Consider the following 13,223-nt stretch of genomic DNA (forward strand, 5'->3'; position numbering starts at 1 on the left):
TAGTTATGCATGATCACTTAACATGTCGTCTCATTCAGCTCTGCGGATATCACCTTTCAAATCAAACGCCCGTGCCGGGCATACTGCAGCAAAAGCTTCAGAGAAGGCGTCGCTGTAAGCATCGCATCCATCAAGACTTTCAAGAAGCTGTGCCAAGGCTACCGGCTCGACCGTCACCTGGGGCAGGCCGGCAAGAGCGGTGTCGAGGACACTGCCTTGGGGGTCCAACACCACGCTGAGATACCCCGCCTGGAGCAGATCGAGCGACACGGTCGAGGGGCTGGCCAGAACCCAGCGACAGTTAGCTGCGACGCTGACCAGATCCGCCTCAGCAGGCAACTCGGTAAACCCCTCATGCAGCGCAGCGGTACGCAGGGTAGTACGCATTTCTTCCGGTAGTCCCCCTATCACGGGGTGGGGCTTCCATAGCAGCGGATGGGCCGCAGCACCGAGCCGACGCGCCGCGCTTCCCACACAGGCCAACAGCGCGAGCTCATCCTGCAGCGGCTGACGACGAAAGTCGGGATTCATCGGATGGGCAAGATTGCTCAGCAACAGCAAACCAGCCGAACCGCGCATTGGCCTCGGTGGGGACCCGGTCTGCACCTCGCAGCGTCCATAACAGCCAAGTCGCGAATAGGCCGCTGCATCGTGCCTGCTGCGAAACAGCGCCAAGTTCGAGATACCTGCGAAATTCGGCCCCGTCGCCTGACCATGCAGGACATGAAGGGTGCACCCACCCGTCTGTTGGATAGCATCCTCCAGCAAGGTGGTATCGGCGGTACCGGTAATGGCGAAGAGCACCTCGGCCCCCGTCGCCCCGCTCTCTTTCCACCATCTAGCGGCAACAGCACCGAGTACTACCCTGAAAGAGATCGCTACCTGGTCGCGAAACGGGAGTGCCAACGGCATATGCGATGAAGATGCGATACCTTCGCGTAACAGCCTCGGCAGGTCGCCCAGTGCCCACAAGCACGCCCGTGGGGACATGGGTTGCACGAGCGGCAGCGATGCCGCCCGACTGCCGGGGCGCTTGTTACCCCATAGGGCGGCCGTCTGCTCAGGCGAGCGCTGCAAGCGACCCAAGAGGATAATCGCACCGACCGGGGGGTCAGCGGTATCGATCGCTGTCAGCAAATGGCGGGTACGGGTACTCCATTCAGCATGGATGGCCGCAAAGCGGGATGTATCAGGTGGCAGTTTCGCTTGACCAGCTCCAGCTCGTTGTCGCGACATATAGATGACCGCCATAAGGCAACCCACCACCATTCCCAGCACAAGGCGCCAACGCGGTACAGGGGGAGCCTTGGTTTCAAGGGGCGGGGGCAAGGAGATGAGCCGATCTTCTGCCAGAGCCACCGCCGCCTTGATCCATTCAAGCCGCCAGACAGACACACCGGGTTTCAGACCTTCTGCGGTCCACTCCCACGCTAGGGCCCGATTCTTCGCCCGCAGCGCAAAACGCGCCTCTTCAGAAAGAGCAGTATCCTGGGTCCTCATCCATGTGCTGCCAGTTTCGCCAGATCAGAAAAGAGCTTCTCGGCCGAAGTTGAGGCTTCATCAAGGTAGTCGCACAAGTTGTGGAACTCCTTCTCGCTCCAGCCACGTTCGCTTGCCTCATGAACGCGAGCCACATCGAGCGAACCCTCATGGCGCCAGCTATCGAGTTGGGCATCGTGAAAGAGCGCGGCAATCTTGTCGGTATTGGAGGCCTGAGCAATCAGCGGAGTCCCGGCAGCGAGCGCTAGCGTACAGGCATGAAAGCGCCCGGAGACCAGCAGCTTCAAGGCCCCAAGGCCAGTCAGGAAACGCTGGCTATCTGCACTGCTCCGCCACCACAGCCGATGACGCAACCGCAGCAACGCGGTGAGCCGTGCAGGATGGCGAAGATCCTTGGAAAGAGCCACGCCCTCGCGTAGAAAGCGGATCCAGCCCACCGGACCCGGGCCGCCATGGACGATCGACACCAACTGGCCGCCACAGTCCGAACGCAGTCGCTCCAGAGCCAGCGCCTTGAAGCGCTCCACATTGTCCGTCACCCCGATTCCAGCGCGAGGCCCGCTCCTATGCGGAATGATCCCCTGTGCCCGGGCAAACCACAGGCTGAGATCCGGGACCACCTGCACGGTGGCACCACCGGCACGCATGCGTTTGGCGCTGCGACTGTCACGGGCCGCAACAAGATCGAAATCGTCCAGCAAGCTGATAAGGTCAGGGCCATTGGCTTCCCATCCCGCATTGATCAGGGCTACCGGCACACCCTCAGCACGGGCTCGTGCTCCAAGTTCAAGCAACTGCCTTCCTGCAAGGCGGTCATGATGGATCGTGCCCTCACCGTTGATCAACACGAGGTCTACATTAGCGATCATTTTCTCGAACTCCGAATCACCTCGCCATTTAGTGTGTGCCGGCCAGAACAGCGCCACCTCCATGCGGTTGCGCCCCAGCAACAACGTTATCGCGGCCATGACTGCCTGACAGCCGTGATGCTGATCGACCCTTGTGTCGTTTACTACCAGAACACTCCCATTGCTTGCGCCGCGTACCTTTGTCATGGCCATGTAGACACTCTCGTAGAATCATCAAACTGATCTTTCTCAGCAATCATGGTCATCACGACGTGGACTCGACATGCAACGTTAACGCATAATTTAATTACCGACAAAAGCCAATACAACTTCTAAACAGACTGAGAATCATGTTTTTTATTTTTCAAATTTAAATACGCATCTCGCAAAGCTAAAATAATACTATCAGGCAAGCACCCCAAGACATCATATCCGCAAGGAGAACAAAACTCCTTCCAATCAGGATGGTTTATTAACTTTTTAAGACCGCCGATGTTCCCATGATGAATTCTAATTTTCGCACCAATCTTAAGCCTTTCTGCTACATACTTCCTGATGTCACGATCAACACATATCTCTTTTGTTTCTATTTTTTCTTTTAGCATTTTCAGAACCGGCGTACTGCCTATACCAAGGCTTTCATCACTTACCGTATTCCTGGATTTTTCGAAAAACGCATCACGTGATAGACCGTCGTCAGGATCTCGCCTGTAATACGAGGTACATAAACCTGACATTACAATCTTATTTTTCAGCGCGACCCTGGCCCACATTTCTACATCCTCACCACTATTATATGGCAGGAATCCACCAACCTCATCGAAAACCTCGCGACGTATAGCAACCGAAGAAGTGTGCACTGTAAACTTGCCACCTTGTGAATCCCTGAAAAAGTTATTGCTTATAGAACAATCAACAGGACGACGAATAGAACAACCAAGGGTAAAATCAGGAAGCACTACCTTTGATGCCGAAGACACCAAGTACACTTCCGGAAATCTTGCAGCCAATTCATCAAGGTGAGACAAATGGAAAGGGGTCCATAAGTCATCGGCATCAAGAAAAGCAATCCAATCGGCATTGGATTTTTCAATACCCATATTTCTCGCAGATGAAACGCCACCATTATCTTTATCGTATATTTTTACTCTATCGCTTGAAAGCTCCTTAACTCTTTCTATAGAGCCATCAATTGAGCCATCATTTACTATCACAATCTCATAATCATCGAAATCTTGATTGAGCACAGATGTGAGAGTACTTTTTATACTTTTCTTTTTATTGTAGAGCGGAATAACAACAGAGAAACGATATTTCTTAAGCATACTTTCACCTAGCACTGCATGATGATCAGTAATTTACTTTTCTACTGACAAACTTTGCCAGATTGGACATGAAAGACGAGTTAACTAGTGAAGCCCTTAACATCGCTCCTTTTCTGACCCCAAAAAGTTTCCCTAAAATATGTGTAGCTCTACTATAGCCCAAATCCTGATACCCATACTTCTTTGCGCGCTCTAACCATTGATCTGCAATGCTATCATCAACTTCAGCATAAGCGGTCCATGCAGTTGTACAGCAAAACAGTCCCAGGCTTTCTCTGAGGTCATGAATATCTTGGCAACTCTTGCGATTAATATAGCTGTCTAGCATATCAAAGATCACTTCGTTTGCTAGCACTCTATATATTTTAGGAGACCTGCTAATCCTATAGTCAGAATCGTGTCGCCAGTAAACACTGCATCCGGCATGCGAAATGGCGATAGCGGGCTCCTTGGATAGCGCCCGGAAAATCAACTCGCCATCTTGATTAGCCTTCAACACCTCGTTCCATCCGCCAATTTCATCCAGGAATTCCTTTTTCCACAGGACACTACAACATGCAACAAACTCACCCTTTAGCCAATTGTTCATCCACGAAATATTGTTTTGCTCAACAGGGTATATAACACTATTGTTCTTGACACCTTCGCCTTCATAACGCCATGGCCCGTAGGTAATATCAGAACTTGCTGAGCAAGCATTTGCTAACAAGCCCTTGACCAGTCCTCCGTCTAGAAAATCATCTGAGTCTAGAAAAAGAACATATGTAGTCTTGACTTCATGTAACCCAACATTCCGGGCATGCCCACCTCCCCTATTTTGTGGAAGAACAATGTGCTGAATATTTGGAAATGCTGAAAGAACCTTCCCTGTATCATCAAACACACCGTCTTCGACAACTATTATATTTTCTTCTGGAACAGCTTCGTCGACACAGGATTTAACAGCTCTGTAGATATATTCTGCCGATTTATACGATGGAATGACTATACTGACATCCATAGCAGACACCTGGATTTTTCGAAACGTTGAGCAGACCGACCTTCTTGGGTAGGCTCATCGAAACCGGAGAGTTTGTTGTGATAATGACGATTTCAACTTTCTGGATTTTCTGACGAGGGAATGACCTTGGGAAACTATAAATGTTACCGAAGAATAGACCACCCTCTTCCTTAAGTTCCTGATTGAAATATAAAAATATGCTGAAAATCTGACCGGATGAAGAATATATCCAGGGAAATCATTCACACAGAAAAAAAGCGGAAGCCCAGTATAACCTATCCAATTCGCCCTGTAGGGGCCCGAGTCTCCCACCGGAATGTCGCCTTCAAAATCGGCAGGGACAGCATACCAAGCATAGTTTCCCTTCAGCGTTCCTGAGGGCGTATCAACTTTTTCAAGAAACTCGAAGTCAATAAATTTAAGGCCTTTTTTTGAATCAAAGAGTATATTGTGGGGGCCAAAGTCGATGCACTCGTAACCAAGCGATCTGTAATATAAAATAGTACTCTTGATTTTTTTTATCGCCCAAATTGGCAGAAACCCATGGCCATGAAAGATCGGGCGAAGCGTCGAGATATCCTCAATTGAGCCATCGCAAAATTCCATGACAATATAATTATCGCCAACTTCCAAAATATCAGATATCTCAGACACCCCCTTTCCGACCTCTCTGGCCAGGACCTCCCTTTCCAGGTAGACCCTCCTCCCTTCCTTGAAGGTCTTGCATATTGCTTTTCTACCATGAAACTCTACGAGTTCTACCTTGGCCCGACGTGCATGGTGGCTCAGGTCTTCTATGACCTTGAATGGTGTCGCGAAGGCGGCGCACTTTCTGCTTGTTTCCTGATCTACATACTCAAGGCAGCCCGGATCTATCAATTTCAAGTAGTCAATCGCCTGGGCACCGTTATCAGTTGAATGCAGTATATTGCACTGCTCTAAAAGTGGCTTTCCTGTATTATAGAGTTCTCTAATTCTTCGCTTCGCCAGCATCACCCTTCCGTTGTAGAGGCCAACATGCTCCTTCATTGTCTCGGCATTGGGCACCAAGGGCTTCGCATCAAATGCCACAAAATAGTATGCCGGCAAGCCACCACTTTTCTTCCAAGGCCCTTTCCCCCAGTTCCCACCACGTATACCCGTCGCTATGGTCTGGATATCCGCAGGTGGGATACTCCCCTCGATCAGGTGATCGAAGCCATCCTCGAAAATGCATCGTTTTATCGCATCAAGATAACCCATGCCTTCCTCCCGGACGAGAAAGACCGTGACCCCTTTCAAATTATCCGGAATGCTCTCACGCTTGGAGACAAGCTCATCATGAATCCAACCATTGGCTTTTGACATTTTCTCCAGCGTATCGTATGCAGGCCTCCACCCTGCTTGACGCAACAGCCCGTCAAGACCTTCAAGTGTCATCTCAAGCTCACTCCCCTTGAATGAGGAATTGTTGAAAAGCCTCTGGAGTTCTGCCTGATAGTCATGATCAACAACTTTTTCTTGAAAGATACCTCCATGTGAGGGAATCCCTGATGCATACCCTTTATGGTACACGGCGTGGAAACACAGGGAGAGAAAGTGCTCGTCCGGGGACGGAACGCGGACAATATCATTGAGCCATACGGCATTATCCAATATCGTTCTGGCATTCTCCACAGGATAGTATGACAGACCCCGCCAGCTGGTACCTGATAGTCCACTGACACTATATATATCGCAGGGTATCCCCTTACGGCTTTTCTTGTTATTGACGAACGAAGTGAGGATTTCGATATCTTCATCTGCAACGAGAATATCAATATCTTCCCCTGGAGCAACTTCAGGCAGACCCTCAAACCAACGCAGGACAACATAATTGACATTGTTCTCCTTGAGCCTTTTCAGAAAGCCACTCGCCCCGAGCGAGTGATCTATATATCTTCGCTCCTTGACAGGGCGAGCAAGCAAGTTTGAAACACGACCCTTGACTAGTTCCGTAACTTTCATGTTGCGACCTCTACTTATCCAGGCATATCCTGAAGCTGACCGACGAGTCTCCGTGACAGAGTAGTTAAAGGTTTAATCAACGGAGCGACTTGTTAGTCATGCATTGAGTAAACCGAGCGACCGGCCATCAATCAGCGAATCAAATGTGTGAGGCCCGCATCACCCAAATCCCGATCTTTTCTTCCCCGAAGAACATGCGGGCGTTGGTATCATCCTTCGCTCCCGGGATGCACTACCGGAAGCCGGACCGCGTAAAGCTCTTGTTCAATCCAGGAGACAGGCTGGGCTTATCGTTGACAGAAAGAAATGCAACGCCCCTTATTACGATGCGTATCCACATTAATATTATGAGTATTTCTATGAATATTTAGCCATTTTCTTGAACTCTGAACTGTATTCAGTCAGTTCTTGATATGTTCCATGGCTGACTATCCGACCACCAGACATCAGATAGATACAGTCACATTGCTTCACCGTCGCCAGGCGGTGGGCGATCATGATGATGGTCTTCTTGCCAGAAAAATCGTGAATGGCCTCCATGATCATTTTTTCGGTAATGCCATCCAGCGCACTGGTGGCTTCGTCGAGAATAAGCACCTCCGCATCGTGATAGAGCGCCCGGGCAATGCCGATGCGTTGGCGCTGACCGCCAGAGAGCTGTACGCCCCGCTCTCCTACCCGGGTCTCCAGGCCATCGGGCAACTCGGCCAGAAGCTTGTCCAGATGGGCCAGGCTCGCGGCATGGCGTACCTTTTCGTCATCAATGACATCAGGCGGCAGACCAAAGCCGATGTTCTCGCGGATACTGCTATCGGCCAGGAAGATCGACTGTGGCACAAAGCCCAGAGTGTTCTGCCAGGCACGCCGGTTAGTGGACGTCACAGGTTGGTCATCGACCAACACCTCCCCCTGGCTCGGTTCGATCAGCCCCAGCAACAGATCGATGGTGGTGGACTTGCCGGAGCCCGAGGCGCCCACCAGGCCGATCACCTGATTGACTGGGATTTCCAAGTCCAGTTCCTTCACCGCTGGCTCCTGCTTGCCGGGATAGGTAAAGGTGACGTTCTTGAGCTCGATGGATCTACGTGGAGACCAACGAGCTTCCCGAGGCTGTTCCGCCGGGCTGTCGCCGATTCGAGATTTCGGTGTCAGCGCACTGGCGCGCAGGTCGTCACGCAATGAATCGAAGGCCGCCAGGTTGGCGCGGGTCTGCGAGATGCTGGTATAGACCTGCTGAAAGGCTGGTAAAAGTTTGAAGCCCGCCAAGGCGTAGACAGAGAGGACCGGAAGGATGGTGCCAACGTTCCCCTGGTGGGCGGCCAGCAGGTAGAGCACCAGGAAGATCACGCTGCCGAACGCCACCAGCTCTATCGCATAGCGGGGTGCCTGACTCATGGCCTGATTGGTGCCCTGCGCCCTGGCGAAACGTTCACAAGCCCGATCGAAACGGTCAGTGAACAACTGCTGGCGTCCCAACAGCAATGCATCCTTGATGCCGCCGAATCCCTCACCCATCAACTTGAAGCGTTGATACTGGGCAACGGAAATCGTCCTGCCATTGCGTATCAGGCGCCGTCGCACCGTGCGGTAGAGCAGGAAATACGCGACCGAGTAGATCAGCAGCCCCGCCATGGCGACCAGTGGGTTGTAGAGAAAGATCGCTATCGACATCAGCAAGGCCATCACCAGCTTGGCATTCATCTGCATCAACGGATTGATGATACCTGTGGTGATTCGCCCGCACTCCTGTGCGATCTGATTGGTCAATTGGCTGCTGCTGCCACTGGCGTGAAACAACCATGGCTGATACATGTAGTGACGATAGAGTCGGCTGGAAAGTTCTCCCCCGACCCGCGCCCCGTACATCGAGAGCCGCCAGATGGTATACATCGAGAGCAGCGCCGAACCAGTGAGCACCACCAGCACGCCAATACCCAGCCAGAACAGGAAGGCACGTGGCGTCTTGGCACCGCTGTCGCGGTAAAGTTCGGCCATCATCCCCTCGCCCTGCAACTGGGTCATGTCGCCCACAAGAGCCATGAAGGGGCCGATGGAGATCACACCGGCAATCTCGGCGAGGGACATCAGCAGCACCAGGAACTGCAGACGCAGGAGCTTCTTGCGCTGCTCGGTGGTGAGCAGAGAATAGAGTTCCTTGAGTTGGGAAAACATATCAGGGGCGAGGACCGAGGTTAGAGGTGTGTATCAGGGCCGAGGGCCGGGCGTCTAACGACTACCGAAGCCGGTCAGCACGGTGCGAATGGTGCGTATCACGATCAAAAGGTCGAGCCAGAACGAAATATTTTTGATGTAATAGAAGTCGTATTCCAGTTTCTGGTTCATGCCATCCACTTCGGCGGCATAGCCCTGCTCCACCTGCGCCCAGCCTGAGATGCCGGGACGAACGACATGGCGATAGTGAAAGAACGGCACGTCGTTCTGGTACCAGTTAGCCAGGTCCATGGATTCTGGACGTGGACCAATCAGGCTCATGTCTCCCTTCAGCACGTTGAACAACTGGGGCAGTTCATCCACGCGGTACTTGCGGATCACCTTGCCAACCCGGGTGATGCGAGGATCCTCATTGCTCTCGGTATAGTCCATCCCTTGCTGGTCGGTAAACATGCTGCGGAACTTGTAGACGGTGAAGGGCCGGCACTGGAAGCCCATACGCTGCTGGGTAAAGATTACGGACCCTGGGCTCTCCAGGCGAATAGCAACGGTAGTGATGACCATCAGCGGCAAGGTGAGGGGCAACGTTAACAGAACGGTGAGTAAGTCCAGGCAGCGCTTGATCACCTCATAGCCTTCATCCGGCTGCAGGCTGCCATAGCGACTCTCGTAGAGATGACCCAGCTGGACACGGCCGGTTAGCCACTCGTAGGTGGTGGTGGCATGGTAGACAGGGATGCGGTGAAGCATACAGTCGGCCAGAAAACGCTCCCACTCAGGAGGCAGGTCGTCGCACAAGTCGGCTACCACGCCGTCCACGCGAGCCTCACCCAGCGAAGGCATATCCAGGCTGTGCCATTCGACGTTACCGATTTGGCACAGGCTGGGCGCCTTACCGAATGGCACCACGGCGAGCTTGAGTTCATGATAATGCTGTCCAACCCAGTAACCAGCGGTGGAAAACAAAGCGGTGAGTAAGTAACTGGCAAGATAGAGGGTCTCGTTTGACTCGATCGACATGAAATGAAACAGGACAAAGGGAATGGCAAAACAGACCGAGGTAACCGGTATGCTCAGCAAGTAGCCGCGGGTACCGGGCAACCGGCTCAGGCGTTGCAAGATGGAAAGCGTACACCAATAGGCCAAGGTGATCGCGAAGAACGTCGTCCATTGTGCAGCCTCGGCCATATTCCAGAAGGCTTCACCCCAGATGGCCAATGCCGGGAGCAGGACGATCAAGAAGAATCCCAGCAACAGTTGCAACTTGCGGCTGAGGACCAGCCGTTTGAAGAACTGGGAGTTCCGCCTTTGCCCCGGTAGGTAAGACGCGATGCTCGCCATGGTGTATTCCCTTGTCCGCTGCACTGGCACTCTGGTTTTACTATTGTGCTTCTGCATATCCTTATGCATATTCTTGCGCTACTTCGACCGACTTCCCCGCATCATCGATTACCAAGGATGTGGCTTCATGTAGGCTTCATTTCGCCCGGAGTGGCTCGTCACTTGTAGGAGTCACTTGTAGGAATAGTTGTAGTGGCCGTAGTAGCCGTAGCTCGTGGCGGCCGTGCGTTTCATGGCGTTGAGGATGGCACCCTTGAGGGTGACGCCGCTGGTCTCCAGGCGCTGCATCGCTGCTTCGATTTCCCGCGGCGGGTTCATCCCGAAACGCGCCACCAGCAAGCTGGTGCCGACCTGCTTGCCGATGATGGCGGCGTCTGTCACCGCTAGCACTGGTGGGGTATCGATGATCACCAGGTCGTAGCGGGACGATACCTCCGTCAACAGCCGGGAAAAGTTTGGTCGCATCAGTAGTTCGGAGGGATTAGGCGGTGAAGTACCACGAGTGATGTAATCCAACCCTTCCACCGCTGTGCCACGGATAGCCTCTTCCAGGGTCAGCTGACCGCTGAGCAGCTCGGAGAGCCCGCCTTTGCTGTCACTATTAAAGGCATGGTGGAGATGACCCTTGCGCATGTCGCCATCGATAATCAGAACCTTCTGGCCAGCCTGAGCACAGATCGCGGCCAGATTGGCGCTGATGAAGCTCTTTCCGACCGCTGGTGAGGATCCCGTGATCATGAGTCGATTGTTATCCGCATCCATCATGGCGAAGTGCAAACTGGTGCGCAGACTACGCAGTGCCTCGATGGAGAGATCCGTCGGACTTCGCAAGGCCAGCAAGTCGCCCAGACCGGCGCGCTTGCGGTGACGCAGGCCGGTCTTGAAGCCCCCCGAAAGCTTCATCTGCTCATCGGAAAGGGGGACGGTCGCATAGACGGGCAGCCCTAGATCTTGTAACTGCTTGGGTACCTCGATGCCACGATTGAGCAGGTAGCGAACCATGACGATGGCGATCGCAACGAGCAGGCCCATAAGCAAGCTGATGGCCATGATCCGACTCGAACGCGGTGCGATGGGCAACGACTGAACGGCAGCCGAGTCGAGTATCCTGACATTACCGACAGTGCCCGCCTGAACCAGGCGCATTTCCTGCTGCTTGTTGAGCAGTTGTACATAGATTTCCTGATTGACGCGTGCCGCCCGCTCAAGCCTGAGGATTTCCTGCTGGGTTTCGGGGAGGTCGGTGATACGACTTTCCAATTCCGCCTTGCTTTCCTGCAGTTGCTGCTTCTTGTCCATCAGCACCTGATAGGTTGGGTGACTACTGGTGAACCTTCGCTTCAGCTCGAACCGCTGAAAATCGATATCCGACAATTGATTTTCGACTGCCACCAGCTTGTTCAGCATGGTTTCGGTCTCGTAATCCAGGTCAACAGAATCGCGTTGGGCGCGATAATCGTTCAAGTTGGTTTCTGAAGCGGAGAGCTGCTCGCCAACCTGGGGAATCTGTTCATCAAGGAACTCAAGCTGACGGTCGGCCTGGGCAGACTGACGCTCGATATTTTGCGCCAGGAAGACTTCCATAATAGTGTTGAGCGTCTCCTCGATCTGCGTCTTGTCCTGACCGGTCAGGCGAAGATTGACTAGCCATTCACCTTCCGCCTGGAAGCTTTTCAAACTTGACTTGAGCCCGTTGATCGCACTCAGCCGTGTGCTTCGGTTGAGTACGAATTCGGCACCTGGATGCGCCTCGAGGCGCTGCACGAACAGCCGATGACCCTCGTCGCTGTGCACCGTTTCGCCAGCCTGTCCGGTCATCACAACACGCTCGCCCTGCAGCAAGGAGTAACTCCCGTCGCCCTCTGAGCGGATAATATAGGGGCCTAGAGATGCCCCATCGGGCACGTCGAATCGCGATACATCGGCAAACTCATTGGCCCATACGTAGGGATGGTCACGCATGAAGGATGGAACGGACACCCCCTGGTTGACCAGAAAATTACCAAGGTACGGCAAACGTTTGGGTGAGACGCGAATAGTCAGGTTCTCGCGGTCGACTGCCCCACCCAACACCATTCTCGATTTCAGAATTCCGATCTCGGTCAGTGTCCGGTTTTTCTCGAGGCTTGCCTGCCCCGGCATCCCGGGCAGGTTGATCAGGGTGCCGTCCTCGCTCTCTACCTGCACGAGCGAATCGGCACTGTATATTCGGGGCTGTGAGCCGGCATACAGGTAGCCACCGATGCCAAACAGCACTATTACAAAAATAATCAACCATTTATGATCAACCAGCCAGCCAAAGAAGTGGCCAAGGTCGACGTCTGGCGTATATGATGGTTGTGAGGATGGGTTCTCTGTCACGCGGTGACCTTAGATGGACGTTGATAAAACAGGTCAAGTATCTTCAGAGGTTGTACGTATAAGGAACAATGTGGCTAGAACAATGGAGTGGTACAACTAGACATCAGCCCCACGCTACCGCCCCGGGATACCATGGCAATCCCCGAGACCAGACATTGTTTATATTGTTCAAGCACATTGTAAAGCCTAGTAAGCTTGGGTAAAAAACACCAAGCCCTCAAGCATTAATTCACTCACAGCCAATTGATTAAAAAAGTAATTCCAGCAATTTAATATTTTTAAATTTAAGGTTTATCACATGCGTTTGGTTAAATGCCTCTTGACTTTAAATCACTAAAAACAAGCCTTTTAATTAAAAAATTATGCCTATTAACCACACATACACATGAACTTCATACATAAAATAGTTATGAAATAAGCACTTTATTACGCATGTTGTTCAGCCATCTTTATTACTTCAGCTGTAAATAATGACTAAATTTCGTTGGTTACCTGCCCATGAAAAAAGTATACGATGACAATCGACTTCCTGAGCCTTGAGCGCCTGCGTGAACGGACCCGTGACGGGGAAGCGGAACTCTCCTTTTGGGTCGCGGAACCAGGGCGTTATGACAAACGCGCCGAGGCCCGTGACCGCCTGGGCCTATCTACGCGGCTTGCTGGGTGAGATTGGGCGACGCAATAACTGGC

At 52.5% G+C, this 13,223-nt stretch carries 9 protein-coding genes; 1 reads left to right on the forward strand and 8 read right to left on the reverse strand.

Features of this window, described 5'->3' with window-relative positions:
* Window positions 1-30: 30 nt before the first annotated feature.
* From LG290_RS09075 to LG290_RS09110, 8 genes are all read right to left on the reverse strand, one after another.
* The gene (locus LG290_RS09075) at window positions 31-1,500 is read right to left on the reverse strand and encodes a hypothetical protein (protein ID WP_499834558.1); all 1,470 of its coding nucleotides are present in this window, start codon (window positions 1,498-1,500) and stop codon (window positions 31-33) included.
* On the reverse strand, window positions 1,497-2,561 hold the full coding sequence (locus LG290_RS09080; RefSeq protein ID WP_499834559.1) for a polysaccharide pyruvyl transferase family protein: 1,065 nt from the start codon (window positions 2,559-2,561) through the stop codon (window positions 1,497-1,499). Before LG290_RS09080 ends, LG290_RS09075 begins: the two co-directional genes overlap by 4 nt.
* Window positions 2,562-2,680: 119 nt before the next feature.
* Window positions 2,681-3,673, reverse strand: a complete 993-nt coding sequence (locus LG290_RS09085) for a glycosyltransferase family 2 protein (protein ID WP_499834560.1) — start codon at window positions 3,671-3,673, stop codon at window positions 2,681-2,683.
* A gap of 25 nt (window positions 3,674-3,698) precedes the next feature.
* The gene (locus LG290_RS09090) at window positions 3,699-4,673 is read right to left on the reverse strand and encodes a glycosyltransferase family 2 protein (protein WP_499834561.1); all 975 of its coding nucleotides are present in this window, start codon (window positions 4,671-4,673) and stop codon (window positions 3,699-3,701) included.
* 54 nt (window positions 4,674-4,727) lie between these two features.
* A complete protein-coding gene (locus LG290_RS09095) occupies window positions 4,728-6,659 on the reverse strand; it encodes a protein kinase family protein (RefSeq protein ID WP_499834562.1) in 1,932 nt (643 codons plus the stop codon).
* Window positions 6,660-7,016: 357 nt separating this feature from the next.
* Window positions 7,017-8,831 (reverse strand): ABC transporter ATP-binding protein, encoded by a 1,815-nt coding sequence (locus LG290_RS09100; protein ID WP_499834563.1) that lies wholly within the window; start codon window positions 8,829-8,831, stop codon window positions 7,017-7,019.
* 54 nt (window positions 8,832-8,885) lie between these two features.
* Window positions 8,886-10,172, reverse strand: coding sequence for an exopolysaccharide biosynthesis polyprenyl glycosylphosphotransferase (locus tag LG290_RS09105; protein WP_499834564.1), 1,287 nt, complete (start codon window positions 10,170-10,172; stop codon window positions 8,886-8,888).
* 171 nt (window positions 10,173-10,343) lie between these two features.
* Window positions 10,344-12,446: a polysaccharide biosynthesis tyrosine autokinase gene (locus LG290_RS09110; RefSeq protein ID WP_499834565.1), complete on the reverse strand. Its 2,103-nt coding sequence runs from the start codon at window positions 12,444-12,446 to the stop codon at window positions 10,344-10,346.
* A gap of 601 nt (window positions 12,447-13,047) precedes the next feature.
* Here LG290_RS09110 and LG290_RS09115 point away from each other — a divergent pair.
* On the forward strand, window positions 13,048-13,200 hold the full coding sequence (locus LG290_RS09115) for a hypothetical protein (protein WP_499834566.1): 153 nt from the start codon (window positions 13,048-13,050) through the stop codon (window positions 13,198-13,200).
* Window positions 13,201-13,223: the final 23 nt, after the last annotated feature.

The sequence above is a fragment of the Halomonas sediminis genome (genome assembly GCF_044871105.1).
Lineage (GTDB): Bacteria > Pseudomonadota > Gammaproteobacteria > Pseudomonadales > Halomonadaceae > Vreelandella > Vreelandella zhuhanensis.

Excerpts from the sequence above, each read along its gene's own strand:
- LG290_RS09075 (WP_499834558.1), bottom strand. The coding sequence starts at position 1,500 with ATGAGGACCCAGGATACTGCTCTTTCTGAAGAGGCGCGTTTTGCGCTG.
- LG290_RS09080 (WP_499834559.1), bottom strand. The coding sequence starts at position 2,561 with ATGGCCATGACAAAGGTACGCGGCGCAAGCAATGGGAGTGTTCTGGTA.
- LG290_RS09085 (WP_499834560.1), bottom strand. The coding sequence starts at position 3,673 with ATGCTTAAGAAATATCGTTTCTCTGTTGTTATTCCGCTCTACAATAAA.
- LG290_RS09090 (WP_499834561.1), bottom strand. The coding sequence starts at position 4,673 with ATGGATGTCAGTATAGTCATTCCATCGTATAAATCGGCAGAATATATC.
- LG290_RS09095 (WP_499834562.1), bottom strand. The coding sequence starts at position 6,659 with ATGAAAGTTACGGAACTAGTCAAGGGTCGTGTTTCAAACTTGCTTGCT.
- LG290_RS09100 (WP_499834563.1), bottom strand. The coding sequence starts at position 8,831 with ATGTTTTCCCAACTCAAGGAACTCTATTCTCTGCTCACCACCGAGCAG.
- LG290_RS09105 (WP_499834564.1), bottom strand. The coding sequence starts at position 10,172 with ATGGCGAGCATCGCGTCTTACCTACCGGGGCAAAGGCGGAACTCCCAG.
- LG290_RS09115 (WP_499834566.1), top strand. The coding sequence starts at position 13,048 with ATGACAATCGACTTCCTGAGCCTTGAGCGCCTGCGTGAACGGACCCGT.